Source organism: Streptomyces sp. Rer75 (genome assembly GCF_013414305.1).
In the GTDB taxonomy this organism is placed as follows: domain Bacteria; phylum Actinomycetota; class Actinomycetes; order Streptomycetales; family Streptomycetaceae; genus Streptomyces; species Streptomyces himastatinicus.
Map to the genome: position 1 here is coordinate 1,923,534 of NZ_CP058693.1, position 24,582 is coordinate 1,948,115.

The 24,582-nt window shown below is 66.8% G+C and carries 21 protein-coding genes and 5 pseudogenes; 12 read left to right on the forward strand and 14 right to left on the reverse strand.

Annotated features, from left to right (window positions below; translation table 11 throughout):
* Positions 1-4 precede the first annotated feature (4 nt).
* Positions 5-244 (reverse strand): annotated as a pseudogene (locus HYQ63_RS07625) (hypothetical protein); the annotation flags it as partial.
* Positions 245-792: 548 nt separating this feature from the next.
* Between HYQ63_RS07625 and HYQ63_RS07630 the strand changes: the two are divergent.
* The 4 genes from HYQ63_RS07630 (at position 793) to HYQ63_RS07645 (ending at position 3,720) form a co-directional block, all read left to right on the forward strand.
* A complete protein-coding gene (locus HYQ63_RS07630) occupies positions 793-978 on the forward strand; it encodes a helix-turn-helix domain-containing protein (RefSeq protein ID WP_063728706.1) in 186 nt (61 codons plus the stop codon).
* Positions 979-1,376: 398 nt separating this feature from the next.
* A complete protein-coding gene (locus HYQ63_RS07635; protein ID WP_179933148.1) occupies positions 1,377-2,462 on the forward strand; it encodes an integrase core domain-containing protein in 1,086 nt (361 codons plus the stop codon).
* A 9-nt stretch (positions 2,463-2,471) separates the two neighbouring features.
* Positions 2,472-2,726 carry a hypothetical protein gene (locus HYQ63_RS07640; protein ID WP_257231707.1) on the forward strand — a complete coding sequence of 85 codons (255 nt, stop codon included), beginning with the start codon at positions 2,472-2,474 and terminating at the stop codon, positions 2,724-2,726.
* A gap of 385 nt (positions 2,727-3,111) precedes the next feature.
* Positions 3,112-3,720: a hypothetical protein gene (locus tag HYQ63_RS07645; RefSeq protein ID WP_179933149.1), complete on the forward strand. Its 609-nt coding sequence runs from the start codon at positions 3,112-3,114 to the stop codon at positions 3,718-3,720.
* Between the two features lie 5 nt (positions 3,721-3,725).
* Here the strand turns inward: HYQ63_RS07645 and HYQ63_RS07650 are convergent.
* The 4 genes and pseudogenes from HYQ63_RS07650 to HYQ63_RS07665 all read right to left on the reverse strand — a co-directional run.
* Positions 3,726-4,439, reverse strand: a pseudogene (locus HYQ63_RS07650) (transposase); the annotation flags it as partial.
* 41 nt (positions 4,440-4,480) lie between these two features.
* Positions 4,481-4,805: pseudogene (locus HYQ63_RS07655) on the reverse strand (IS5/IS1182 family transposase); the annotation flags it as partial.
* Positions 4,806-6,941: 2,136 nt separating this feature from the next.
* Positions 6,942-7,406 carry a MarR family winged helix-turn-helix transcriptional regulator gene (locus HYQ63_RS07660; RefSeq protein ID WP_179933150.1) on the reverse strand — a complete coding sequence of 155 codons (465 nt, stop codon included), beginning with the start codon at positions 7,404-7,406 and terminating at the stop codon, positions 6,942-6,944.
* Between the two features lie 161 nt (positions 7,407-7,567).
* A complete protein-coding gene (locus HYQ63_RS07665; protein WP_179933151.1) occupies positions 7,568-8,794 on the reverse strand; it encodes an acyl-CoA dehydrogenase family protein in 1,227 nt (408 codons plus the stop codon).
* 64 nt (positions 8,795-8,858) lie between these two features.
* Here HYQ63_RS07665 and HYQ63_RS07670 point away from each other — a divergent pair, with 64 nt between their 5' ends.
* Entirely contained in the window at positions 8,859-9,686 is an 828-nt protein-coding gene (locus HYQ63_RS07670) for an NAD(P)-dependent oxidoreductase (RefSeq protein WP_179933152.1), read from the forward strand.
* An 11-nt stretch (positions 9,687-9,697) separates the two neighbouring features.
* On the opposite strand, the pseudogene HYQ63_RS07675 reads toward HYQ63_RS07670, so the two are convergent.
* From HYQ63_RS07675 to HYQ63_RS07685, 3 genes and pseudogenes are all read right to left on the reverse strand, one after another.
* Positions 9,698-10,024, reverse strand: a pseudogene (locus HYQ63_RS07675) (TetR/AcrR family transcriptional regulator); the annotation flags it as partial.
* A gap of 102 nt (positions 10,025-10,126) precedes the next feature.
* On the reverse strand, positions 10,127-11,539 hold the full coding sequence (gene lpdA, locus HYQ63_RS07680; protein WP_179933153.1) for a dihydrolipoyl dehydrogenase: 1,413 nt from the start codon (positions 11,537-11,539) through the stop codon (positions 10,127-10,129).
* A 131-nt stretch (positions 11,540-11,670) separates the two neighbouring features.
* Positions 11,671-12,909: a saccharopine dehydrogenase NADP-binding domain-containing protein gene (locus HYQ63_RS07685; protein ID WP_179933154.1), complete on the reverse strand. Its 1,239-nt coding sequence runs from the start codon at positions 12,907-12,909 to the stop codon at positions 11,671-11,673.
* 33 nt (positions 12,910-12,942) lie between these two features.
* On the opposite strand from HYQ63_RS07685, the gene HYQ63_RS07690 reads away from it, so the two are divergent.
* A complete protein-coding gene (locus tag HYQ63_RS07690) occupies positions 12,943-13,572 on the forward strand; it encodes a TetR/AcrR family transcriptional regulator (RefSeq protein WP_179933155.1) in 630 nt (209 codons plus the stop codon).
* 50 nt (positions 13,573-13,622) lie between these two features.
* Here HYQ63_RS07690 and HYQ63_RS07695 read toward each other — a convergent pair whose 3' ends face one another.
* The 3 genes from HYQ63_RS07695 to HYQ63_RS07705 form a co-directional block, all read right to left on the reverse strand.
* The gene (locus HYQ63_RS07695) at positions 13,623-14,684 is read right to left on the reverse strand and encodes an LLM class flavin-dependent oxidoreductase (RefSeq protein ID WP_179933156.1); all 1,062 of its coding nucleotides are present in this window, start codon (positions 14,682-14,684) and stop codon (positions 13,623-13,625) included.
* Complete coding sequence (locus tag HYQ63_RS07700; protein ID WP_123107143.1) at positions 14,684-15,217, reverse strand: SRPBCC family protein; 534 nt, start codon at positions 15,215-15,217, stop codon at positions 14,684-14,686. Before HYQ63_RS07700 ends, HYQ63_RS07695 begins: the two co-directional genes overlap by 1 nt.
* Positions 15,218-15,331: 114 nt before the next feature.
* Positions 15,332-15,829 (reverse strand): helix-turn-helix domain-containing protein, encoded by a 498-nt coding sequence (locus HYQ63_RS07705; RefSeq protein WP_123107151.1) that lies wholly within the window; start codon positions 15,827-15,829, stop codon positions 15,332-15,334.
* Between the two features lie 107 nt (positions 15,830-15,936).
* Here HYQ63_RS07705 and HYQ63_RS07710 point away from each other — a divergent pair, with 107 nt between their 5' ends.
* Positions 15,937-16,833 (forward strand): SDR family oxidoreductase, encoded by an 897-nt coding sequence (locus HYQ63_RS07710; RefSeq protein ID WP_179933157.1) that lies wholly within the window; start codon positions 15,937-15,939, stop codon positions 16,831-16,833.
* Positions 16,834-16,881: 48 nt separating this feature from the next.
* Here HYQ63_RS07710 and HYQ63_RS07715 read toward each other — a convergent pair whose 3' ends face one another.
* On the reverse strand, positions 16,882-17,565 hold the full coding sequence (locus tag HYQ63_RS07715) for a TetR/AcrR family transcriptional regulator (RefSeq protein ID WP_123103897.1): 684 nt from the start codon (positions 17,563-17,565) through the stop codon (positions 16,882-16,884).
* A gap of 211 nt (positions 17,566-17,776) precedes the next feature.
* On the opposite strand from HYQ63_RS07715, the gene HYQ63_RS07720 reads away from it, so the two are divergent.
* The 3 genes from HYQ63_RS07720 to HYQ63_RS07730 are packed head-to-tail and all read left to right on the forward strand — an operon-like array spanning position 17,777 to position 21,181.
* Positions 17,777-18,751 (forward strand): enoyl-CoA hydratase/isomerase family protein, encoded by a 975-nt coding sequence (locus HYQ63_RS07720; protein ID WP_179933158.1) that lies wholly within the window; start codon positions 17,777-17,779, stop codon positions 18,749-18,751.
* Between the two features lie 7 nt (positions 18,752-18,758).
* Entirely contained in the window at positions 18,759-19,679 is a 921-nt protein-coding gene (locus HYQ63_RS07725; protein ID WP_179933159.1) for an alpha/beta hydrolase, read from the forward strand.
* A gap of 20 nt (positions 19,680-19,699) precedes the next feature.
* Complete coding sequence (locus HYQ63_RS07730) at positions 19,700-21,181, forward strand: class I adenylate-forming enzyme family protein (RefSeq protein ID WP_257231710.1); 1,482 nt, start codon at positions 19,700-19,702, stop codon at positions 21,179-21,181.
* A 229-nt stretch (positions 21,182-21,410) separates the two neighbouring features.
* On the opposite strand, the gene HYQ63_RS07735 is transcribed toward HYQ63_RS07730, so the two are convergent.
* On the reverse strand, positions 21,411-22,283 hold the full coding sequence (locus HYQ63_RS07735) for an alpha/beta fold hydrolase (RefSeq protein ID WP_179933160.1): 873 nt from the start codon (positions 22,281-22,283) through the stop codon (positions 21,411-21,413).
* A 65-nt stretch (positions 22,284-22,348) separates the two neighbouring features.
* Between HYQ63_RS07735 and HYQ63_RS07740 the strand changes: the two genes are divergently transcribed.
* Both HYQ63_RS07740 and HYQ63_RS07745 read left to right on the forward strand, forming a co-directional pair.
* On the forward strand, positions 22,349-22,954 hold the full coding sequence (locus HYQ63_RS07740; protein ID WP_179933161.1) for an ABATE domain-containing protein: 606 nt from the start codon (positions 22,349-22,351) through the stop codon (positions 22,952-22,954).
* Between the two features lie 128 nt (positions 22,955-23,082).
* Positions 23,083-24,180 carry a helix-turn-helix domain-containing protein gene (locus HYQ63_RS07745; protein ID WP_179933162.1) on the forward strand — a complete coding sequence of 366 codons (1,098 nt, stop codon included), beginning with the start codon at positions 23,083-23,085 and terminating at the stop codon, positions 24,178-24,180.
* Positions 24,181-24,190: 10 nt separating this feature from the next.
* Here the strand turns inward: HYQ63_RS07745 and HYQ63_RS07750 are convergent.
* Positions 24,191-24,421: pseudogene (locus HYQ63_RS07750) on the reverse strand (tyrosine-type recombinase/integrase); the annotation flags it as partial.
* Positions 24,422-24,582 lie beyond the last annotated feature (161 nt).

Consider the following 24,582-nt stretch of genomic DNA (forward strand, 5'->3'; position numbering starts at 1 on the left):
GGCGTTACTCGGTGGCGGCCACCCCAGCCCCGAGGGCGATGAAGATCCCGCCACCGATCTGCTCTGCTCCGGTGGCACGCGCGATGCGCAGCATGCCCTGCCGGAACAGGCCCGGCGCCTCCTCGGCTCGTACCGGCTCACCATCGCTGTAGAAGAAAGATGGCGCAGGAAGGCGGCCCGCCTCCGTGAGAGACAGCATCCGGCGGTGTGCGGCACCGCTGCCGGGCTCGGTGCGCTGATCGATCTCGGACCACAGGGTGCGACGAAAGTCGCCCGAAGGCTTCGGTCACGGAATGAGGAGGGTGCTCAGCGGATGCCGTACTCCTTCAGCACCTTGCGCTGGGCCGCGGTCGGCTTGGCCGGGAAGTAGAGGTAGCTTGCCGTCGGCGTTGTACCGCTTGGTCCGCAGCCAGATGTTCTCCAACTGTGCAGCGCACCGCTAGCAGACGTCGAGCTCGATGACAAACACACAGGTCAACGGCTTGGGCTCACTCACGTCGAGTGAGCCCAAGCCGGGCCGTGCTGACTTCGTGCTGAGTTCCGCTGCCGCCCGTTCCGGACCGTTCGAGTCCGTCGAGCTGGATCCGTGCTGACCCGGGGGCTGCCGGTGAGCTTCCACCGACCAGGTCGGACATACGCGTCACTCTTAGTCACAGCTGTACCTGCTCTTCTCCCCTTGGAGGTCATCGCCTGGCGGGAAGAATACTCGACATGGCATGCGGACTCGTTTGGTCCCGCCGCCATTCATCCATACCTTGTGTCGCGCTCCGAAACCTACGGAAGTGGACACCGATGAACCAACCGATGTGGACGGTCTCGGCCCTCGCTGACTATCTCGGAAAGCCGGTCTCCTGGGTCTATGACAACCATGCGAAGGAGGCCATACCCAGCTTCCGCGTGGGCCAACAGCTGCGCTTCTCCCCCACCGAGATTGAGACTTGGCTGGAAAGCAAATGCCGCGAGAGTGCGACCGCGTGAAGAGGCACGACCCCGGGAAGCCCCTTTGCCAAGAGGTCACTCCCCCGAAGGAGATGCAGAGCCGTTCCGGGCGATGACCGGTCGGCCGGGCCTCTCACTATCCAGGCCCCGCTCGCTGGGCCCACGCACAAATCTGTACAACGCCATGGAGTTGCCCCTCGAACACACGGCCCCTGACCTGAGGAAACACATTCGAGGATGTGCTTGGCACACTATTTTTCGTTACCAAGATCAAGAGGTCCGGCAAGGTGAGCCCAAATGGAGCAGTCGGATCTTGGAGGCTGTATGAGCTGGGTCCCTGGACACCGGTACAGCCGTTGACTGAGACCGTGTGGGGCTCGGAAAGTCGTCGCTGCAGGTGACGTCAGGTATTCGGCCTCGGCTGAGAGCATGTCCGCGTGACCGTCTCACTGGTGTACAAGGTCGTGCGCAAGCTACTGTCCATCCCCCAGGTACTGCTGCGCAGCCAGGCCACGAAGGACGCGGAGTTGCTCGTGTTGCGGCACGAGAACACGGTGTTGAGGCGTCAGATCCACGGCCGAGTCCGGTATGAGCCCTTTGATCGATTCTGGCTGGCTGCGCTGTCCGGGCTGATACCCCGCTGCCGGTGGCGTGGGGTCTTCCCGATCACGCCCGGCACCCTGCTGGCGTGGCATCGCAGGTTCATCGCGGCGAAATGGGACTACAGCGCGCGACGCGCCCCGGCCGGGAGACCACCGACCAGGGCGGCGCTCAGGAAGCTCATACTGCGACTGGCACGGGAAAATACGAGGTGGGGCCACAGGCGGATCCAGGGCGAGCTAGCTCGCCTGGGGCACCCGATCGCCGCATCCACCGTATGGAACATCCTGACAGCCGCGGGCATCGATCCAGCCCCACGCCGTACCGGCCCAACCTGGCGCGAGTTCCTCACGAACCAGGCCGAGGGCATCATCGCGGCAGACTTCTTCCATCTCGACACCGTGTTCGGACGCAGACTGTACGCGCTCGCCTTCCTCGAACACGGCACCCGGCGCCTCCATATCTCCAACGTCACGGCACATCCCTCCCGGGAATGGGCCGTGCAGCAGGCCCGGAACGTAGCCGCCGACCTGAACACGCGTATGGAGTCCCTGCGAATCCTGCTCCGTGACCGCGATGGCAAGTACGGACAGTCCTTCGACGCCGTCTTCGAAGCCGATGGCATGGAGGTGATCAAGAGCGCGCCACGAACGCCGCGGATGAACGCCCACTGTGAACGGGTGATCGGCAGCATCCGGCGCGAGGCCCTCGACCACATCCTGATCACGAACGAGGCACACGCCCGACAGGTCCTGGCCGCCTACCAGCGGCACTACAACACACATCGCCCTCATCGAAGCCGAGACCAGCTACCTCCTGACGCCGGGCAGCAGCCCATCACCGTGCACAACCTCAACGCACGCAGACTCCTGCGCACACGCGTCCTCGGCGGCCTCATCAACGAGTACCACTACGCCGCTTGACCAGTAGCGATGACTTTTCGAGCCCGACAGGCGCCACTGCACGGCGAGGCACTGCGATCTCAGCGGGCGATCTGGATCGACGCGGGCACCCGCGACGAATGGTTCCTCGACCCGGGTGCACAAGCATTCCGCGACGCCCTCGCCGAGGTGGGAGTGGATGAGGATGTCATACGCTTCGAGTTGTTCGACGGAGGGCACCATGCCGTGGAATACCGGATGCCGCCCGCACTCGCATGGCTCTCTCAACGGATCGCGCGCCCGTAGCACGTAGCAGGGACCCCTCCGGAATCAAGACGTTGACGGCACCGAACTCTGAGGCAGCAGGGCGGCAGGCACCCGCGCGGCCGGGCCGTGCAGACGGCGTCGAGTGACGATCCGATGCCTTCATGGATGTGGCTCGATGCCTGCCCGCCGCGTAGGACGTGTGCGAGGTAGACACCCGTCCGTTCCCGCTGGACAACCCCGTGTCGGGGCTGAGGAGATCCAGTCATCTCGATGAGGGTTCCACTCAATCGTCGCCATCGCCCATCTCTGCCGCATCAGACACCTCACGTTGCTATGCCGTCAAGCGGCGCCGGTGCAGCGTTCGATAGTTGAGCTCGCAGAAGGTGCCTTCCATGGCTCCCTCTCGCCTGCAAAGATCACCTGCATGCCCAAGTCCAACCGCCCCTTCGCCGAGGTCGACGAACCTGCTCTGGCCGTGCGGAGCGAGCGATTGAGCCTGCTGGCCGTGGCAGGAGCGCGGGCATACAGGGTCCCGGTTCCTGTCGCGGTCTACGACGTCTCTGGTCTGGGCTGCCGCTTCCTCGTTCACTCGCAGTTCCCGGTGCATGCGATGGCCTTCCATCCCGCGCTTCCGCTGCTCGCGGTGGGCACGGGCCGATACGACGGTGGCTACTTCTTTGAGGGCGAGCTGCTGCTACTGCGTCTGGAGACTGGCGAGACCCGGTCACTCATCGAGCACGAGATCGGCCGGCAGGTCCTGGGGTTGGAGTGGCTCGACGAGGAAGCCCTTCAGGTCCTCATGGCACCGCCCGATGACTGGCAGGACGAGCGAGCTCGAGTGGAAGGGCACGTCGCAGTGGTGCGCCGGGGGAACTGGGATGCTGTCCCTGCCCGGTCACTCACCGGGCTTGACCTTGCTGGCCCGAGGGTGCCTGCACCACGTCCTGATGGCCGTGAGGACGCTCGCCGTGTACTCGCTGAAGTCAGCGCATCCTGGCGCGTGCAGCGCACGGGCCGTGTAGGTGATCTGTGATCGTCTCAAGCCGCTTCGGCTAGCGAAAGGGCGGGAAATGCCGCCTGCTCGTCGAACGGCTTGCGGTGCTGGAGGCAGTGGTAGAGCTGGCCGATCATGCGGTTGAAGAGGTTGCGCTGGGCGGCCGCGTGCCAGTCGCCTTGTTCTCGGCGGCGCCGGTAGTGGGCGTTGGCCCCGGTGGATGCCCTGAGCGAGGCGAAGGCCCAGAGGTAGCCAGCGTGGTTGAGCCGGTCGTTCTTCATCCACCGTCTGGTGATGGCGGACTTCTTGCCGGAGGCGCGGGTGATAGGTGAGGAGCCGACGTAGGCCTTGAGTCCACGGGCGTCGGCGAAGCGGGTGCGGTCGTCGCCGATCTCGGCCAGGACCCGGTCGGCGAGCTGGATGCCGAGTCCTGGGAAGCTCAGCAGGATCTCGGCGTCCGGGTGCTGAGGGAATGCTTCTTCGACCGCTTCGGCGAGCTGGTCAGCGGCGGTGCAGGCGGCGTCCATCTGGATGAGGAGGGCGAGCATCTGCTTGCCGAGTGCGTCTTCGATCAGCGGCGGCTGGTGGGCCCACTCAGCGCGGAAGACTTCGCGAAGGCGGTCGGCCTCGGGTTCGATGCCACGCTGGCGGCCAGCTCGCTTGAGCGCGGCCTGAATCTGGGTGCGGGTCAGACGTGCGGCTCGGGACGGTGTTGGGGCGGTCTTGAGTAGTTCACGGGCTTCGGGGCGACACAGGCCGTTGGGTCCGCCCTCTGCGCTTGCTAGGACTCTCCGGCGAGTCACGCTCGCAGCCAGAGGCGGCCGCGGCGACGGTGACAGTGCCTTGCAACACGTAGGGTCTCTTGTCATAGCTGGTTGCCACAGCCCGGAAGTCCTTGAAGGCATTGACTGTCCGCTCGACTTCGTTCCTGCGCGCGTACAACTCCCAGTTGAAGCCAGCGGGCCTGCCGCCCGCGCCGCCGCGGTTGCGGCGGTGGGCCCGCTGGTCGCGACGTGCGGGGATGGTGTGGAAGCGGACCGCCGCCCGGCCGGCTGCCTCGTTGGCCGCGGCGATCAGGCGTGGGGTCATCAGCCGGACCTGGGCCGCGTACGCGGGCGAGCCCTGAAGGGTGTCAATATTCCGATCAGGCTGCTGAGCTGGGCGTTTCCTGCGGACGGTAAGGCAGCCGGGGTGGCGCCGGGAAGTACTCGTTGAGCAGCCCGCCAAGTACCTGGCAGCGCCTGACGCGCGGAGGTGTCGTTCACCAGTAATGAGGAGCCGGTCGGTGCATTCGGCGCGGGCTGTGCGTATCCATCGCTCGGCGAACGCGTTGGACCGTGGGCTTTGCGGTGGCGTCGGAATGACGGCTGTGCCGTTGCCTGCGAAGACGGCGTCGAACGCGGCGGTGAACTTGTTGTCCCGGTCCCGGATGAGGAACCGGAAGCAGCCAGCCCTCTCCTCGAGCTCCATGAGCAGATTGCGGGCGAGTTGGGCGACCCATGCACCGGTCGGGTGGGCCGTGACGCCCAGGACATGGACGCGCCGGGTCTTGATTTTCCATGACGAAGAACACGTAGAGACGTTTGAGAAAGACGGTCTCCACGTGCATGAAATCGCAAGCCAGCAGCGTGTGGGCCTGGGACCGGAGGAAGGAGCGCCAAGTCTGCTGGCTTGCTCGCTGCGGTGCGGGCGGCAGACCGGAGCGGCGCAGAACGCGCCGGATCGTGGCGGCGGCAACCCGATGACCGAGCCGCCGCAGTTCACCTTGGGTCCTGACGTATCCCCAGGTCGGGTTCTCTCGCGCCAGGCGCTGTATGAGCGCGACTGTCTCTTCCGGCAACGGTGGCCGGGCGAGCCTGGCTGGTGCCTGCCGCCATTTCCAGCGCACCAGACGGCGGTGCCAGCAACAGGGTGCCCGGGGTGACCAACCGATGACGGCGCAAGGCGGATGGCAGGTGTCGCGCGAGAGCAGAGAGCACAGCACGGTCAGCCCATGAGAGCCGCGGCCGCTGGACCTGCCGACGAAGCACAGCGACCTCATGACGAAGGGCAAGGATCTCGGCGTTGTTCGCGGCGGTCGAGCGGCCCAGCACGAGGAGGCAACCCAGTAGCCGACACAAGACCAGGTAAAGCAGTCGCAGACCCACGATCACTGATCATGCCCATACACGGGCGATTGCAAAGCCCCAGGTCAACCACGGTACGCCAATAAAGACACCCTTCAGGGCCAGGAGGACAAGCCATCGGAACGTCTGACAGGCGAGCAGGTAGATCAGCCGTATCACCACGCCCCGGATGTTGCCCCAGAACAGCCTGCAGCCACCCGAGCTCTGGCAAACTCGAACCAGCAGGTCAACCTGGGTGACATACTTTCCGGCACCCACAGGTCTCTGGCCACTGCTCGACACGGCGGTCGAGACAGTCGCGCAGGAATTGGACGCTGATCCACTGCACGTGAATTTCGCTGCGCGTCGTCGAGCGCTGCGTACCTGGCAGATCCCTGTCAAGGACCTTGCTGCGCTCACGGAAGGCCTGGTCCGCCTTGCCAACGTGGAGTCCCCCTTGACCCGGGCTGCGGTAACCGCGCTCGTGTGGGCTCGCGTCAACCAGGGCGACCATCTGCACAGCCCATCGATCGAAGCACTTCGCAGAGCGAGGCAAAGTACCAAGCCCTTGGTCTCCGCCATCGGACAGTTGCAGACCCCCAGCAACCGCAGAGGCGCCAGACTCCGCATCCTTCAGCGCGTCAGCGAATACGCCGATGCTTCGCCCAAGCGCTGAACGAGGGGGCCGATTGAGCTGAGGGACCAGCTACTCGCAAGCGTCCCTGACAACCGACCACCAAGCCTACCTTCAGCCCGGCCCATCTGCTGTGCCTCTGCGCCCAGTGTGCGACATCCCGTGAGTTCCCCTATGCCTCGATGAGACCCTGCGCCCCTGGCCAGCAGACTCCATCTCGTTCTGGAGGTGCGGAGCTCGATGATGGACGTTCGGAATTCCTGAAGGCTGCTCGGTCTCTCGGAACGATGTGCGGTCCGATTGAAGACGCGGCTTCGCAGTTCGGCTGCCTCTGGGTGGAGCCGTGGGGAACCGATCACTGGATGACGGCGGGGTCCAAATATTCTCTGCCTGCGGCGGTGAAGTGCTCGATCTGGGCGCGCAGGACTTCTCGACGGCCGGCTGCAATGATCAGCGTTCCGGCAACCCGACTCCGCCAGGACCGGGGTATACCACTCCAACCTGGGGCGACCTTCTACCGCCTATGCCCGTTTAGCACCGGTCTGCTCCCGGACGGTGTCGAACAGACAGGTCAGAGCGGGACTCCCCGCGAGGCTGCCCAGCAGGACGTGAAGCGAGTGCCGTTCCGTGGTGCCCAGGTCTGCGAGAATTTCGCTGTCGAGATCCACGAGCGCGCGGTTGAGATCGGCCAGGACCTTGCGCCCGCCGTCAGTGATATCGACGGCATACCGGCGCCGGTCCTGTGGATCGCGTGTCCGCTGGGCAAATCCTGCCCGCTCCAGGTCGTCAAGACTCGTCACCATCGTCGCCGGATCGATTCGCAGGAACGAGCCGAGTGCCAGCTGCGGCATCGCCCCGTTGTCCGCCAGGGCCTGCAGGACGCTGTAGTGCCGCACCCGCAGACCAGTCCCAGCGATACCGTCCTCGGCGATCTTGAACGCCACCTGTCCGAGCTTCACCAGAAGGCAGATGGTGTGTTCGGCCACTGTCCCCGGTACCAGCGGAGCCTCGGACATCATTTATCCCACCCATGGTTAGCCATACGTATAGTCTCGGCCCATCGTACGAGAGAGCCCGGGGCGGCTGGACCATGGCAGGGATCTCCATGCGCGGAAGACGGGCGTGGGGCAGGGCGTGAGCGGGGGCGTCAGCCGACGATGGTCCGGCCGAAGATCTGCCGGGCTATGACCCACTTCTGGATCTCGTTGGTGCCCTCGTAGATCTCGCCGATCTTGCTGTCCCGGTAGATGGCCTCGACGGGACCGGGAGTGCCGTCGGCGCCCAGTTCGCGCGCGAAGCCGAGGCCTCCGAAGGTCTGGACGGCGTCGCGTGCCATGTCCACGGACAGCTTGGTGGCGTAGTGCTTCGCCATCGCGGCCTCAGGTTCCGGGGACGGGTTGCCGGTGTCCAGGCGCAGGGCGGCCTTGGTGTAGAGGGTGCGGGCGTTCTCGATCTCGGTGGCCCGTTCGGCGAGCAGGAACTGCCAGTGCTGGTTGGCGGCCACCGGCTTGCCGAAGGCGTGTCGCGTCGACAGGTGGGCCACGGTGTGGTCGAAGGCGGCCTGCGCCATGCCGACCCCGGCAGCCGCGATGCCGATCCGGCCGTAGGTCAGAGTGGACAGCGCATGGCGCAGTCCGTGTCCCTCGGCGCCACCGAGGAGGTCGTCGTCGGTCAGGCGCACATCCGTGAAGCGGATGTCCGCGGTGAGCTGGCCGCGGTTGCCCATCTTGCGGTCGGGAAGGCCGACTTCCACTCCGGGAAGTGCCGTGTCGACGATGAACATGCTCAGCCGGGTGCCGGTGCGGGCGAGAACCACCACGAACCCGGCGACGGGCGAGTTGGAGATCCACCGCTTGTGGCCGTTCAGCACCCAGCCGGCCTCGGTGCGTATCGCCTCGGTCTGAACCGCCTGCGGGGACAGGTCACTTGAGGCGTTCGGCTCGGTTGTGGCGAACGCGCCGACCACTGAGCCCTCCGCGACCTTTCGCAGCCATCGCTGCTGCTGCTCCTCGGTGCCCTGCCGCAGGGCGTTGCCCGCCAGGATGCAGTGCACATCGAAGACGGCCGCGACGCTGCTGGAGTAGTAGGCCAGCTCCTCGATGGCCGCGGCGGTGGCGGTCGCCGGGTGGGTCAGACCGTCGCCGCCGACCTCGCCGGGGAAGGGGATCCGGAAGACCCCCGCCGACGCAAGCCCGTCAAACACATGCCGGGGGAAGCCGTCCGTGCGCTCGTCGCCCCCCGCGATCGCCACGGCGTGCGGAGCCACTTCGTGCTCTGCGATCCGGCGCACGGCAGCGCGAACGGACTGTGTCTCTTTAGGGGCGAGGAGCTCGCGGTAGAGCCGGTCGATCTGGCGTATGGGAGTGGAAGTCATACGGGGAAGATATCATTAGCATCACGTACCATTAGCTCGGCAATCCATTTTTGGAGGTTCGACCATGACACAGACGCTGGCCGACAAGACCATCCTGATGTCGGGAGGCAGCCGCGGCATCGGACTCGCCATCGCCCTGCGCGCGGCCCGCGACGGGGCGAACGTGGTGATGCTCGCCAAGACCGCGGTGCCGCACCCGAAGCTGGAAGGCACGGTGCACACCGCTGTCGATGAGGTTGAGCGGGCGGGCGGCAAGGGGCTGGCCGTCGTCGGTGACGTCCGAAACGAGGTCGATGTGCGCACCGCTGTCAACGCGGCGGTCAGTGCCTTCGGCGGCATCGACATCGTGGTGAACAACGCCAGCGCGATCGGCCTGTCGTCGTCGGAGCAGCTGGAGATGAAGCGGTACGACCTGATGCAGGACATCAACACGCGTGGCACGTTCCTGCTGAGCAAGGCCGCTATCCCGCACCTGCGCGAGGCGGAGAATCCGCATGTCCTCACGCTCTCCCCGCCGTTGAACCTCGCGCCGTACTGGGTGGGGAAGCATCTCGGTTACACGCTGTCGAAGTACGGCATGAGTCTGTGCACCATCGGGCTCGCGGAGGAGCTCGCCGCCGACGGTATCGCCGCCAACTCGTTGTGGCCGCGAACCCTGATCGACACAGCTGCTGTACGCAATGTGGTCGGTGGCGCCGGGCAGGCCCGCAGCCCACAGATCATGGCCGACGCCGCGTACGCCGTCGTCACGCGTGACGCGCGGAAGTGCACCGGCAACCTGTTCATCGACGACGAGGTCCTGTCGGACGAGGGCGTCACCGACCTGTCCGTCTACAGCCCTGCCGGCTTCGAGGGTGATCTCGCGCTCGACATATTCGTCGATCCGGCCTGATTCCGCACTGCTCAGCACATTAACGCGAGGGCGTTCTCGATGCCCTTCTCGAGGACCTCAACGGCGAGCTTCGAGTCGAAGGCGGCGCGGGACAGTTGCAGCGACCCAGGCCTGCTTGGTCGCGTCCGCGCAGCGGTCGATGTCGTCGAGCAGGGCGGCGGAGGGACATCCGACGCCGCGCTGGTCCCGGTGCTCGGGCGACAGATAGTCGCGAACGAGATCCTCGAGTCCCGGGCGGCCGGGCAGCCGGGCCGCAGAGTGCCGTACCTCGCCGCCTGCGTGCGTAGCTCCTCCGCGACGACGTTGGCGACGTTGGCGACGAGGTCGTCCTTTGATGCCACAGGATCCTCTGACGCCACGGAACTGCCTCGCGCACAGGTCGGTAACGCGGCAGACCACCCAGCCCATACTCACGTCGCGTTTCGAGAGGGCAGCGCCTGCTACATGTTGATCATGTGGCCCGCGAGGCCGTGGACGGCTTCCTTGACCGCCTCGCCGAGGGTGGGGTGGGCGTGGACGTTGCGGGCGACCTCATGGACGGTGAGGTCCCACTGCTGGGCCAGCGTCAGTTCGGGGAGCAGCTCGGTGACGTCCGGGCCGATGAGGTGAGCGCCTATGAGCTCGCCGTACTTGGCGTCACTGATGAGCTTCACGAAGCCGGTCGCATCACCCAGGCCATGAGCCTTGGCGTTCGCGGTGAACGGGAACTGGGCCACCTGGACGTCGAAACCCTGCTCCCTCGCCTGTTCCTCGGTGTAGCCGAAGCTGGCGATCTGCGGCTGGCAGAAGGTGGTGCGCGGGATCATGTCGTAGTCCAGCTCCATGGTCTCCGCGCCTGAGAGCGTCTCAGCGGCGACCACTCCCATCGCCTCAGCGGCGTGCGCGAGCATGAGCTTCGCGGTGACGTCACCGATGGCGTAGATGTGCGGAACGGACGTACGGCAGCGCTCGTCCACATCGATGGCGCCGCGCTCCGTGACCTTGACGCCGGTGTTCTCCAGGCCGTACCCGGTCACGTTCGGGGCGAAGCCGATCGCCTGGAGGACCTTGTCCGCCTCCAGGACCTGGCGGGCACCGTCCTTTCCGGTGACCGTGACGCGGACCTGCTGCCCGGACTCATCGATCGACTCGACACGGGTCGAGGTGAGTACGTCGATGCCCAACTTTCGGTACTGCTTGGCGAGTACGGCGGAAACCTCGGCGTCCTCGAGGGGAGCGACTCGGTCCAGGAACTCCACGATCGTGACCTGCACACCGTAGTTGTGCAGGACGTACGCGAACTCGATGCCGATGGCGCCGGCACCCGCGATGACGATCGACTGCGGGAGGTCCTCCGCGAGGATCTGCTCCTCGTACGTCACCACGCGCGTGCTGCGCTTGGTGCCGGGTAGCAGCTTCGGGGTGGCGCCCGTGGCGATGATGCAGTGGTCGAAGCCTATGGTGCGGGAGTTGCCGTCGTGGTCGGCGACCAGAAGCGTGTGCGGGTCGAGGAACGTACCGCGGCCACCGACTTCCGTGATCTTGTTCTTCTTCATCAGGTAGTGGACGCCCTTGACCCGGCCGTCCGCGACCTTCCGACTACGGCGGAAGGCCTCCCCGTAGTCGAAGGAGACCTCACCGTCGACCTTGATGCCGAAGGTCTTCGCCTCGCGCGTGAAGACGTGCGCCAGTTCGGCGTTGCGCAGCAGGGCCTTGGTGGGGATGCAGCCCACGTTCAGGCAGACGCCGCCCCAGTACCTCTCCTCGACGACCGCTACGCGCTTGCCCAGTTGGGCGGCCCTGATGGCGGCCACGTACCCACCTGGGCCCGCGCCGAGTACGACGACGTCGAAGTGCTCACCCTGCTCGTCCATGGACCTTTCCTTTCCACTGGGACGGTCGACTCCACGTCAGTGGCCGACTCGCTCCCGATCGCACAACCTGTTCAACAACTCAGTCGCGGTGGTTCAACGCCCCGATGCCGTGATGCATGCCCGCGCAGCGATCACCGACGGGCCAACGCCCCGTCGACTTCGTGTACTCCCGCCTCGGCGGCACCGAGCCTGAGGGTGTCGAGCCCGAAGGCCGCGACCGGACCGTGCACACCGGGCTTGAGGACGGCATCCGGTGCCGCCGCATGGACTGCGCCCCACGCCAGGAGGGAGCCCGTCATCTCGTAGGGATCGGGTCCGGTGAGGGCCGTCGTGGCCAGGGGACGACCGTGGCCGTCGCGGGCGACTGCGATCACCAGGGAACGGCCGTCGGCGTCCGGCTCATGATGTGCTCCCGGGAGCCGCCCGGACCACCGCGCCAGAGCAGCCCGCACCTTCGCCGACCTCAGCAAGGGCGCCTGGAGCATGGCGGCGATCTGTACCGGACGCGTCCACCGCCCGAGCCAGCCCATCCCCACCTCGACGCTCTCCAACTGAGGGAAGACCTCAGGCAGGCCGAGATGCTCCGTGCCCGGGACGGTCATGGCCGGGCGTCGCACACCGGCGTAGCGGAAGGTGAGGACACGCTTGGCGGCCCGCTCGTCGACCAGTCGGGAAGAGGCTCCAGGGCGTGGAGAGCGGTAGGCGAACCCGTCCTCGGCCGCCGCGGCGACCAGCGTCTGGCGCGTGCCACCCGTGGTCAGGTCCCAGGAGTCGCGCAGGGTGCTCCGGTAATGCAGCTCACTTCCGCGCCCCGAACGGGTGATGAAGTAGCCGATCTCGACATGGCATGCGCGCTCGCCCGCCTGTTCCAGGGCCAGGGCGCCGGCGAGATTGCCGGGCACGTAGTCGTAGCCGAACGCGGGCACGAGAGTCGCTCCCCGGGCGGCCGCGACGGAGTCCAGCTCAAGGAGGACCCGGCGGGCGAAGGGGCCCTCCCCCGTGGAGTCGAAGTAGCGCGCTCCCGCCCGCGCGGCAGCCGTGACCGTGGCCATGCCCAGCTGCATGAACGGCCCGACTGTGGAGACGACCACATCGCTGGGGCCCAGAAGGCGCGTGAGGTGGGCGGAAGAGGTGAGGTCCACTTCTGCCACCGGCAGTTCCGCCTCGAAGCGGTCGGCCAGGGTCAGCATCTTCGTTCGGCTTCGCCCGACCAAGGTCGGCTTCTCACCTCGAGCGAGCAGTTCCCTGAGAACTCGCCGCCCCGTGTACCCCGTCGCGCCCAGCAACAAGATTCTGCGCTTTTCCACGGCTACGTCTGCCTTCCGGAGGGCACTGTCACGACGACCACTGACCGACCACGAGTCATTCATTGACTTCAGGTCATTGAATATACGATGGTCAACATGAGAGGGCCAAACCGACGACAGCTATATGCGGAGCAGACCCGGGCGGACCTGGTGGCGGCCGCGCGCAAACTCTTCGTCGACAACGGGTTCGCGGACACGTCGGTCGAGGCCATCACCGCGGCGGCGCAAGTGAGCAAGGGCACCTTCTACCACCACTTCTCGGACAAGAAGGCGATGTTCGCCGAGCTCTACACGGAGCTGCTCCAGCGGGTCGGAGCGCTCGCCGACGCGGCGTCCGAGGCGATCCGTGCGACACCGGGCGAGCCTGCCTTGACCGCCGTGTCGAACCTCACGCACGCCTTCTTGCGGCGGACCATCGACGATCCCCTGCATCGAGAGCTGATGGCCCAGGCGCCCTCGGTGCTGGTGGAGCAGTACCGGCACATCAACGACACGGTGGCTCAGCCGCCGATCGAACGGCTATTGACTGTCCTGACCGAACGCGGTGACGTGGAACCGGACGTTCCGGTCGCCACCGTCGCCCGGCTGCTGTTGGCCGTCCTGTGCGAGGGCAACCAGATCATCGCCGCCGCGGCGGACCGGGAGGACGCCCTGGCCAGGACGTTCCACACGATCACCCTGCTGATGTCGGGCCTGGCGGCGGACGGCGTCAGCGCGCACGGTTGACGTCGACCAACGCCTGCAACAGCACTCCTCGACTGCACCCGGCCGTGCCGCTACCGTGCCGCCTCGTCCTCGATGTCACGGACCAGGTCGATGGCCCGGCCGAGAGTGGTGAGCCGAGCGTCGAGGGTCTCTCCGGCCGGATAAAAACGTACGGTGTCCACACCGGCGTCGCGCCACACACGCAGCCGTTGGCGCACCATGGCCTCGGTTCCGATCAGAGTGGTCGCCAGGACCATTTCGTCGGTGACCAAGCCGGCCGCGCCGTCCCGGTCCCCAGCCTGCCAACGTGTCCGGACTTCGGCCGCCACCTCGGCCCAACCCTGGCGGCTGTAGGCGTTGTTGTAGAAGTTCGTGGTCGCGGAACCCATGCCGCCGAGGCTGAAGGCCAGTTCCTTCTTGCGTCCGGCCACCATCGCGCTCAGCGCGTCCTCGTCGTCCGCGAAGGCGACCTCGGCACCTTGGCAGATGTCGAGGTCGGCACGGGCGCGACCGGCGGTGGCCAGGCCCTGGTCCAGGTGGTCGAAGTACGCCTCCTTGGCGCCCTCGGGCACGAAACTGGTGCCCAGCCACCCATCGGCGATCTCACCGGTCAGGTGCAGCATCTTCGGCGAGAGAGTGGCGAGGTAGACCGGAATGTCATGCTCGGCACGCATCGACAGACGCATGGGCTTCGCCTCCGCGCCCGGCAGTGGAATCTGGAACTCCTGTCCTGAGTAGGAGACTTTGCCGCCCGCGGCGGCCTCCCGCACGATCTCGACGGTCTCCCGCATCCGCACCAGCGGCCGGGCGAAGGGCACGCCGTGCAGCCCCTCGATCACCTGCGGCCCGGAGGGACCCAGTCCGAGAAGGAAGCGCCCCTGGGAGATCTGCGACAGTGTGATCGCGGCGCGGGCGATGGCCATCGGCGTGCGGGTGCCGAGTTGGATGATTCCGGATCCGAGGAGCATGCGCTCGGTCTTCGCCGCGAGGTAGCCCAACGGCGAGGGAGCCTCGGAGCCCCACACCTCCGCCACCCAGCAGATGTCGAGACCGAGCTTCTCCGCCTCGGTGACATAGGCGACGATCTCCCGCCAGTCGCTCCCGGAAGCTTCGATCGTGGTGGAGGTACGCATCAGAGCCTCGCCTCGCCCGCGGGCTGGGCCCTCTCGGCCAGCTTCTTGATCTCTTCGAGGGTGATGGTCATGTTGGCCTCGAACTCCCGCATGCGCACGAAGACGATCTTCTGCTCCTTCTCCGGCATGCGATCGATGGCGAAGGAGAGGCCCGAACGGGCCGGCCCCATCTGCATCCATTCGCTCAGCAGAGTGCCACCGCCCTGCGGCTCCAACGTGAACCGCCAGATCGCCGTTGGGTTCTGCGGGTTCTCGACGCCCCAGGCAAGCAGCCTCGGCGGCTCGTACTCGACGATGTGGGATGTGGTGGTCCACTCCCCGAGTGCCTCGTGCTTGCTCCGGCCGATGAACCGGGCTCCCAGAGCAGGGGCGGTCCTGCCGTCCAGCCATTCGACGTACTGCAGCTCGGAGCTCATACGCGGCATCAGCTCGATGTCGGACACGAGCGTCCACACCTGTTCGGGCGGAGCAGCGATCCAGGTGCGGACCTCCACCGTCGGCTTGTCCGCATAGCGCGCGCCTGTCCACTCCATGTTCCTGCAGCCTCCATGCCGATCCGAGAACTCCCATGACCAGACGTGACCAGTAAAGTTGCGTAGATAGACTCACATGTCAAGGGCAAACGCAGCCCCGGCAGAGCCGCTGAGTCAGCCGACGAAGCGCTCCCGCACATCCGGCCGTTCGGCCAGATGTGGCGGATAGCCGGGGCCCATCCGAGGACTGGTGTTCTCCGCGGTCATCTGCTCGCCGCAGGAAGAACACACCACCTCGGCATGGGCTTCCTGTCCGCAGACCTCGTGATGCATGACTACCGGCGGGCCCTCTTCACCGGACAGCCAGCGGTCCCCCCACCGGTTCATCACCAGCAGCACACCGTAGAAGTCGCGCCCCTTCTCCGTGAGCACGTAGTCGTACCGAACCGGCTCCGTTTGGTACGGCCGTTTCTCCAGCAGCCCCTCGTCCACCAGCCGGCGCAACCGGTCCGTCAATGTGTTGCGCGCGATCCCCAGTGACACCTGGAACGCGTCGAAGCGCCGGATCCCGTAGAACGCCTCACGCAGCACCAACGGCGTCCACCAGTCCCCGAGCAAGTCCATGGTGCGCGCGATCGAACAGGGCCAGTGCGCAAAGGATGTCCGCCTCATGACAGTCAGCATAGGTTCGTCCAGTCGTGAGACCCAGCAGGTGGAGCGGCGACAGTTCATACACGCGACATCTTGCGCTCATTAAATAACGAAGTTATGTTGCCGCCATGAAACGTGACTTGCTGGGCAGAAAGCTGGTTGTCACCGGAGCGGCGCGCGGCATCGGCGAGAAGGTGGCCCGCCTGGCCATCGCCCGAGGCGCTCAGGTGACCTTGATCGGACTGGAGCCCGATCGGCTCCGTGACCTCGCCCGCGATCTGGGCCCCGCCGCTTCCTGGCGTGAGGCCGATGTGCGCGACGGCACCGTCCTGCGGTCAGCGATCGACGAGGCTGCGGGGGTCATGGGCGGCATCGATCTCGTCGTCGCCAATGCCGGCGTCGTGGCGTACGGGACCGTGCGACAGACGGACGAGGCGTCGTTCGAGCGGATCCTGGACATCAATCTGAACGGTGTCTTCCGGACCCTCAAGTACGTGACGCCCCATCTGGAGCGCAGCCGGGGACACGTGCTGGTTGTGGCGTCCGCGCTGTCCTTCATGCCGCTGGCGGCGATGGCCTCCTATGGCGCCAGCAAGGCCGCGGCCGAGCTGCTCGCCCTGACCTATCGCCAGGAGGTGGCGCACCTCGGCGTCACGGTCGGCCTGGTGCACCCCTCCTGGATCGACACGGATCTCGTCCGGGGCGCCGAGGTGGACCTCCCCTCGTTCCAGGGCCTGCGCAACCGGCTTCCCTACCCGGGCAATGTCACCACGAGTGCCGACCGGGCGGCCGCCGCGATCGTCGACGGGCTCGTGCGCCGCCGCAGCCGCGTGTACGTCCCGCGCGCGGTCGTCGTGGCCAACTGGGCCAAGGCAGCGCTGAATTCGCCACTGGCCTGGCCATGGGCGAGGCGCTTCGCGGCCCGTGCCGTTCCGTCCCTCGAACGGGAGGTCACGGCGCTGGGGAGGCATGACCAGCTCACGCCGGGCACCGGTACCTCTGCCGCGGAGACCAAGTCGCCCTAGCCGCACATGGGTAGTCCCGCGCGGGACAGCGACCTGCCCTACCGACTTTCACCGACCTTGAACGATCGAGTCGTAAAGGCGCGCGCCCGCCTCGTGCGAGGCTTCGGCCCGTTCCCGCTCGTCGCCCAAACCGACAGAGAAGTTCACGCCCATGGGCAGCATCACCTGCACCACGGGGTCCTCGAACTCGCCGAAGTGCTCGGCCAGCTCAAGGGTGATGTACCCGTGGACCAGACTCCACAACTGGGCGGCTATGACTTCAGGTTCCTGCCGCTCGGCCCTGCCCGAGTCCACGAGCCGTTGACATGCCGCGGTGATATGGACGTGGGCATCCCGGAAGGCCGGCGAATGTCCGCTGAAGCGAAGGTCCGCGTCCGACAGCGGCCGGTACGTCGCACGAGTGGACAGGCCGAACATCAAGTCGTACAGGTGAGGGTTCTCGTGGGCCACTCGGCGGCAGGTCAAAGCCATGGCGAAGAGATCCGCGATCGGATCATCCGTCACCGGCACCTGGGCGAACGCCGCGCCGAGCTCCCTGAAGCCATGGTCGGCGACAGCGCGCATCAGTTCGGGGATCCCACCGAAGTGGCCGTAGACGACCATCGTCGACAGCCCGCTCGCGGACGCCACCGTACGCGCCTTGATGGCCGACGGCCCCTGTTCGGCCAGCAGGCCGACAGCGGCTCGCACAAGCCGCTCCGGTGCGTCATCGAGCCTCGGCCGCCCTGCCATGCCTCTCGCGCCTCCACCATTGACACTCTTAAAATAACTTGGTTATCTAACTCGTCACGGCAATAGTACACATCTCGAGTGACGTGCCGTTTCGGACACGGGCGCGCCTCCCCGGACGGGCTTTCACGCACTGTCCCAGATTCCTGGCGCCGGTAGCCCCTCCCTCACTCGCTTTGCACTCCCCCATGAACTCAGCACGGGAGCAGAATCCATGCCATACAAAGACAAGGGTCATCTGGAGATCGAGGACCGCGGAGCCGTCCTTGTCGTCCGGGTCGACGGCGGCCCGCACCAGTTGTTCGGCCTCGATATCGCCCATCAGCTGGACAAGCTGGTGAACCGGGTCGACCGCGATCCGAGTATCCGTGCCGTCGTCTTCACCGGGGCACATCCCGAGCGGTTCGTCAGCCATGCCGCGGTCCGGTGGCTGCAGGAAGAGGGCGCCGCGAGCCCGACGGTCGGCCGGCGCGGTGCCGCCGCCGTCGTACGCATGGCCAAGCACGTGGACCGGTCCCGTCTCCTCGGGCCCGTGATGCGCAGGACCCCGATGCGCGGGGCCCTCCAGCTGGAGCGTCTGCACACGACCTTCCTCCGGATGAACGCCAGCGGTGTCCTCTTCGTCGCCGCCCTCAACGGCTCAGCTCTCGGCCTCGGCGCGGAGTTCGCCTGGGCATGCGATCTGCGGGTCATGGCCGACGGGGACTTCTTCATCGGCCAGCCGGAAATCCTGCTCGGCATCATCCCGGGTGGAGGCGGCACCCAGCGGCTGACCCGCCTGATCGGCACCCATCGGTCCTTGGCCGCGATCCTCGAAGGCAAGCCGTTCACGCCTGCGGAGGCGCTCGCCAATGGGGCGGTCGACAAGGTCGTTTCGCAGAACAAGGTGGTCGCGCAGGCGATCGAACTCGCGGAGCACTTCGGCCAGCGGTCGAAGGGGTCGGTCGCGGCGGCCAAGAGGTCGGTGTACTTCGGCGGCTCGATGCCCCTGGAGGACGGACTCCATGTCGAACGCGCCGAGTTCTTCACCAGAGTCATGTCGAAGGACGGCCAGGAACTGATGCTCGACTATATGGAGACGACGGACGCCACCGGCGAGCTCCCGCTCTACAACCCGGACACCTACGCCCAGGCGCTCGCCTCGGGCAGCGTGCCCGGGCACCGCTCGACGAAGACGACGCGGCGGTGAGCCGACGATGACCACTGCGCACTCCTTCACCCGCCACGACATCACCTTCCCCTCCGGCGACAGCACCTGTGCCGGATGGCTCTACCTCCCGACCGGCGTCACCTCCCCGCCCGTCGTCATCCTCGGGCACGGCCTCGGCGCCACCCGCGAGATGCGCCTGGACGCCTTCGCCGAGCGTTTCGCTCAGGCCGGCATCGCCGCCGTGGCCTTCACCTACCGGCACTTCGGCGACAGCGGCGGCCACCCGCGCCAGCTCCTGTCGATCAAGCGTCAACTCGCCGACTGGGACACCGCCATCGCCTACGTCAAGGCCCGCCCTGACATCGACCGCTCCCGCATCGCGGTGTGGGGCAGCTCCTTCGGCGGAGGCCACGCCATCACCGTCGCCTCTCGGCATCCCGAACTGCGCGCGGCCGTGTCCCAGTGCCCGTTCACCGATGGTCTCGCCTCCGCGCTCGCGCTCGGCCCGGTCGCCTCGCTCAGGATGACCCCCGTGCTCGCTCGGGACATGGCGGCCAGAGTGCGCGGCAAGGCACCCGCGATGGTTCCCATCGCCTCCGCCCCCGGTTCGCCGGCCCTCATGAACGCTCCGGACGCCCTGCCCGGATATCAGGCGCTGCAACCGACGGGGACGACGTTCCGCAACGAGGTGGCGGCACGGGTCATTCCGACCATCGCCACCTACCGGCCTGGGCGTGCGGCGAAGAAGGTCGCCATGCCGATCCTCTTCTGCGTCAGCAACACCGACTCCGTCACGCCTCCCGCACAGACCCTCCGGTACGCGCGCACCGCACCTCGGGGAGAGATCAAGAGGTACGACGCCGGCCACTTCGACTTCTACACCGGCGAGACCTTCGAGGCCCTGGTCCGCGACCAGATCGAGTTCCTCACCCGGCAGTTGCAACCCGCGCCGGCATCGACTCCTTGACCGGATCGCATAACACCGAGATGGGTACGCCCGCCATGAACTTCGCTTCACTGCCCGACCGTCGCGCCGCTCTCGACCCCGATGGGGCAGCGGTCTCGGACGGGCGCCAGTCACTCACCAACACTCAGTTGCTGGACCGCGTCCGTGCGGCAGCGCGTCAGCTCCAGGACCTCGGCATCGGTCCCGGCGATGTCGTGGCCCTCAAGCTGACGAACCGCATCGAGTTCGTGCTGCTGTTGTTCGCCGCCTGGCGGATCGGCGCCACCATCACGCCGGTCAACCCGAGCATGACCGACGTCGAGGTGGACCGACAGGTCAAGGACTCCGGTGCGCGTCTGCTGGTGGTCGAAGACCGCGAGGCGCCCGTCACGGACGGTGCTGCCGTACTCGCCGTCGGCGCACTGCACAAGGAAGGGGTGAGATCGGATCACGCACCGCATGTGGACTCGTCCGCGCTGGCTCTTCTCATATACACCAGCGGCACCACCGGGATGCCCAAGGGCGTGATGCTGGACCACGCCAATATCGACGCCATGACGGAGATGGGCCGCCTGTCCCTGGACATCGGGCCCGCCGACCGGTGCCTGCTGATCCTGCCGCTCTTCCACGTCAACGGCATCGTAGTCAGCATTCTCACGCCTCTTCTCGTGGGGGCGAGCGTCGTCATCGCGGGCCGCCGGTTCGACCCACACAGCTTCTTCGACCTCGTCGAGCAGGAGCGCCCCACCTTCTTCAGCGCCGTGCCGACGATCTACGGCATGCTCGCTGCGCTCCCGGACGACGTGCGGCCCGACACATCGTCGCTGAGGTTCGGAGTCTGTGGCGCCGCACCTGCCTCCGCCGAGCTGCTGAACCGGTTCGAAGCCCGGTACGGGTTCCCTCTTGTCGAGGGGTACGGCCTGTCCGAAGGAACCTGCGGGTCCACCATCAACCCCGTCGCGGGCCCGCGACGTGCCGGCACCGTGGGACTTCCCTTCCCCGGCCAGGAGATTCGGATCGTCGACGCCAAAGGTACCGAGGTGGGGCCGGGCACGGACGGTGAGGTCCTCGTGAAGGGCCCCAACGTCATGCGTGGCTATCTCGGCCGCCCTGAGGAAACGGCCAGAGTCATCGTCGATGGCTGGTTGCACACGGGCGATGTGGGTCACCTCGACGCCGAGGGCTATCTGACCCTGGTCGGGCGCTCGAAGGACATGATCATCCGTGGTGGGGAGAACATCTACCCCAAGGAAATCGAGGACGTCCTCACAGGCGACCCGTCGGTGCTCGAAGCCGCCGTGATCGGCGTACCCGACGAGAAGTGGGGAGAGGTGGTCGTGGCCTACATACAGCCGCGACCAGGCGTGACCGTCGATCTGACGGCGCTGCGGGAGCTCTGTGCGCGCAGCCTCACCAGCTTTAAGCGTCCGACCGGGTTCTTCGTGGTAGAGGCCATAGCGAAGAACGCGGTCGGGAAGATCGACAAAGCCTCCTTGCGCGCTGCCCACGTCGCGGCTTCCTGAGATTCACCGCGCGCCGAGCCTGGATGCCCAGGCAGCGCATATCCGACAGCGCGGCCGCGGGGGACGCTTCGGCGGGTGTCCCGGTCTCGGCCAGGATCTGACTGAGTGGCGGCCCAACCGGAAGCAACTGGGCCGCCCCTCGGTTCGGGTGGCTGCTCGGACGACTTGCCCCGGCCGGCCAGTGAGACTGTGGACCCGCAGGGGCGCCGCTCTCGTCACGGTGGCAGGGTCACCGACTCGCCTCGTCGGCCAGGAACGACCGCAAATGGCCCAACAGCGCCTCCGGTTGCTCTTCCGGGATGAAGTGGCCGCACTCCGGGATTTCTGCTCCGGTGACGTCGTCCGCGTAGGCGCGCCAGATCTCCAGCGTCGGCAGGCGGGAGGGCAGCCCTGCGGAACCCCAGAGCGCCAGTACCGGCATGGTGAGGAGGCGGCCCTCGGCGGCGTCGATGTCGTCGAGGGCGACGTCCTGCTCCATGGCGCGGTAGTCGTCGAAACTCGCGCGCATGGCACCCGGGCGGGAGAAGGCTCGGACATATCCGTCGACCGCTTCGGGTGTCAGCCCGTGCCGGTTATAGGTCCACCGCTCGAAGAAGTACTCGAGATACCCGCGTATGTCGTGCCCCACGAGCCGCTCGGGAAGGTCAGGCTGCATCTGGAACAGCCAGTGCCAGTACCCGGAGGCGAGCGAGGCGTCCAGCCGGCGGAACATCTCCCGGGTCGGCACGATGTCGAGCACAGCCAGCCGTTCCACCTGCTCGGGGCGGTCCAGCGCCCAGCGGTGCCCCACGCGGGCGCCCCGGTCGTGACCCACGACGGCGGTCGTCTCGAAGCCGAGTGCTTCGACGAGGCCCGCCATGTCGGCGGCCATCCGCCGCTTGTCGTATCCGGTCGAGGGCTTGTCGCTCAGGCCGTAGCCACGCAGGTCGGGTGCCACAACGGTGTGGTCGGCGGCAAGATCCGCCAGCACCGGCTGCCAGCAGTCGGAGGTCTGCGGCCAGCCGTGGAGCAGGACGAGCAGAGGTCCGGATCCCGCTCGGAGGTAGTGCAGGCGGACCCCGTCCACCTGCGTCACGCCTGTGGTCACAGTGGGTTGTCCCATGGATGCGCCTCCCGGGCACGAACTAACCCTCTTAGGGGGTTAAACCTAACGTGCAGAATGAAGGCGTGGTAACGGACGACACGTGGATCTGGGACGGCGGGCGGGTCTGTTTGGACTTCACCAACACCCTCCGCCACCGGTGGCGACCCACGCCGGGGGAGACGCTCCGGAACCCGGGCGATCTCACCCTCTGGCTTCAGCGGGCCGGACTACTCACACCGGGCATCCCGGATCCCGTGGATGCCGCCGTCCTGGCATCGGGCCGACGGCTGCGCGAGGCGGTCGACCGGGCCGTACTCGCGGTCTCCGACGACCGACTGCCCTCCTCCAGCGACGTCGTGCTGCTCAACGAATCGGCAGCAGAGGCGCCCCGGCCGGCGCCGCAAATCGCCATCAAAGGCGGCCACTTGGAGCCCGCCAGCACCACGACCATGGCACCTGATCCCGCGACCGCGCTGGCACTGATCGCGCAGGACGCTGTAGATCTGCTCCTGTCGACCGAGATCCGGCGCGTACGCGTGTGCGGCGCGGACACGTGCGCCCTGCGCTTCCTGGACCGCTCCCCCGCCCATAACCGCCGCTGGTGCTCGATGTCCCGCTGCGGCAACCGCACCAAAGTCCGCCTCCACCAGGCCCGAGCCAGACGGAGTGAGCACACCCCGGCGGACTGAGCCCTGCGCTTGCCGAGAATGTCATCCGCCCTGGTAGGAGGCATGCACCCGGACTGGCGGTCGTCGGCTCCGTCGCTCGAGTCGGCGCTCTCGCGTAGCCGGTGGTCCACGCGTCATGATGATCGATCGTGCTGCTACGACTGGCCTACCTCGGTGTGACGAATGCCTTCGCGGTGCTGCGTTTGCTGCCGATGAGTGGCCGGGACAAGGATGTAGAGATCCTGGTCCTGCGCCATCAGATCGCGGTCCTGGAACGCCAACTCGGCAAGGGCAAAGTCCGGTTCAGCTCAAGCGACCGGGCGTTCCTGGCGGCGCTGCTGCACCGGCTGCCGTTACCCGCCCTGCGGCGGGTGCGGCTGCTCGTGCGTCCTGACACGGTGCTGCGCTGGCATCGCGACCTCGCCAGGCGCCGGCATGCCGCCTTATCGCGGCCCAAGCGACCCGGCCGACCTCGTACGGTGCGCTCTATCCGGATTCTGGTACTGCGTCTGGCGAGGGAGAATCCAAACTGGGGCTACAGGCGTCTGCACGGTGAGTTGCTCGTACTCGGCGTGAAGGTGTCCGCCTCGACCGTCTGGAAGATCCTCAAGGACGCGGGCGTCGATCCAGCGCCCGACCGGAGTTCCAGCACGTGGGCCGACTTCCTGCGCTCCCAAGCCGACGCCCTCCTGGCCTGCGACTTCTTTGAGACGGTCACCTTGTCCGGCACGCGGATGTACGTACTCGCGGTGATCGAACACAGCAGTCGCCGCCTCCGGATCCTGGGCGCCACCGCACACCCGGCAGCCTCCTGGGTAACGCAAGCTGCGAAGAACCTGGTCATGGACCTCGAGGACGTCGGCTGCCGGGCACGGTTCATGATCCCGGACAGGGACGGGAAGTTCCCCGCCCTGTTCGACGCTGTCCTCAAGGACACGGGGATCGAGGTCGTCCTCACCGGCATCCAGATACCGAGAATGAACTCAATCATGGAAAGGTGGGTGCAGACCTGCAGACACGAGCTCCTGGACCGGACCCTGATCTGGAACCAGCGCCACCTCCTCCACGCCCTACGAGAGTTCGAGGAGTTCTACAACTCCCATCGACCGCACCAGGGCATCGCGAACGCCCGACCGCTACACCCACTGCCCACACCAATCAACGATCCCGAAAAGCTAAGCCAGCTCGACATACGACGCCACGACCGCCTTGGCGGCATCCTCCACGAGTACAGACATGCCGCGTGACCTGCACGGATTAAGTATTCGGCAAGCACAGGAGCAGGTGGCCGTAAAGGTTGACCGTGGTGGCCAGTGTCGAGTGGCGCAGCGTCTTGGAGATCACGGCCAGCGGCACCCGTGAGCTGATCATGATGGTGGCGGCCGTGTGCCGCAGGTCGTGCACGCCGATCCGCGGTAGACCGAGCTCAGCGGCGCGCCGCCGCAGCTCGGCAAGCACCCCTTGTGGACGCAAGGGGGAGCCGTCCGGCTGGCAGAAGACCCGGTGTCACCCCCGTCACCGAACGCGCCGAGCGGATCGTCGCCAAGCGGGGCGCGAACGCGGCGCTCCACGAACGTGTACGGGCCGGGACTTCCGGTTTGCCGTGACGGGCGTCGAAGCCCGCGGCACCTTGCGTATCGAGGTCGCCG

What these genes read in the sequence shown, in the direction of transcription:
- HYQ63_RS07670 (WP_179933152.1), top strand. Translation starts at nt 8,859, where the DNA reads ATGACACAGACGCTGGCCGACAAGACCATCCTGATGTCGGGAGGCAGC.
- HYQ63_RS07695 (WP_179933156.1), bottom strand. Translation starts at nt 14,684, where the DNA reads ATGCGTACCTCCACCACGATCGAAGCTTCCGGGAGCGACTGGCGGGAG.
- HYQ63_RS07720 (WP_179933158.1), top strand. Translation starts at nt 17,777, where the DNA reads ATGCCATACAAAGACAAGGGTCATCTGGAGATCGAGGACCGCGGAGCC.
- HYQ63_RS07690 (WP_179933155.1), top strand. Translation starts at nt 12,943, where the DNA reads ATGAGAGGGCCAAACCGACGACAGCTATATGCGGAGCAGACCCGGGCG.
- lpdA (WP_179933153.1), bottom strand. Translation starts at nt 11,539, where the DNA reads ATGGACGAGCAGGGTGAGCACTTCGACGTCGTCGTACTCGGCGCGGGC.
- HYQ63_RS07735 (WP_179933160.1), bottom strand. Translation starts at nt 22,283, where the DNA reads ATGGGACAACCCACTGTGACCACAGGCGTGACGCAGGTGGACGGGGTC.
- HYQ63_RS07665 (WP_179933151.1), bottom strand. Translation starts at nt 8,794, where the DNA reads ATGACTTCCACTCCCATACGCCAGATCGACCGGCTCTACCGCGAGCTC.
- HYQ63_RS07645 (WP_179933149.1), top strand. Translation starts at nt 3,112, where the DNA reads ATGCCCAAGTCCAACCGCCCCTTCGCCGAGGTCGACGAACCTGCTCTG.
- HYQ63_RS07725 (WP_179933159.1), top strand. Translation starts at nt 18,759, where the DNA reads ATGACCACTGCGCACTCCTTCACCCGCCACGACATCACCTTCCCCTCC.
- HYQ63_RS07715 (WP_123103897.1), bottom strand. Translation starts at nt 17,565, where the DNA reads ATGGCAGGGCGGCCGAGGCTCGATGACGCACCGGAGCGGCTTGTGCGA.
- HYQ63_RS07710 (WP_179933157.1), top strand. Translation starts at nt 15,937, where the DNA reads ATGAAACGTGACTTGCTGGGCAGAAAGCTGGTTGTCACCGGAGCGGCG.
- HYQ63_RS07730 (WP_257231710.1), top strand. Translation starts at nt 19,700, where the DNA reads ATGGGTACGCCCGCCATGAACTTCGCTTCACTGCCCGACCGTCGCGCC.
- HYQ63_RS07705 (WP_123107151.1), bottom strand. Translation starts at nt 15,829, where the DNA reads ATGAGGCGGACATCCTTTGCGCACTGGCCCTGTTCGATCGCGCGCACC.
- HYQ63_RS07700 (WP_123107143.1), bottom strand. Translation starts at nt 15,217, where the DNA reads ATGGAGTGGACAGGCGCGCGCTATGCGGACAAGCCGACGGTGGAGGTC.
- HYQ63_RS07685 (WP_179933154.1), bottom strand. Translation starts at nt 12,909, where the DNA reads ATGAATGACTCGTGGTCGGTCAGTGGTCGTCGTGACAGTGCCCTCCGG.
- HYQ63_RS07630 (WP_063728706.1), top strand. Translation starts at nt 793, where the DNA reads ATGAACCAACCGATGTGGACGGTCTCGGCCCTCGCTGACTATCTCGGA.
- HYQ63_RS07640 (WP_257231707.1), top strand. Translation starts at nt 2,472, where the DNA reads ATGACTTTTCGAGCCCGACAGGCGCCACTGCACGGCGAGGCACTGCGA.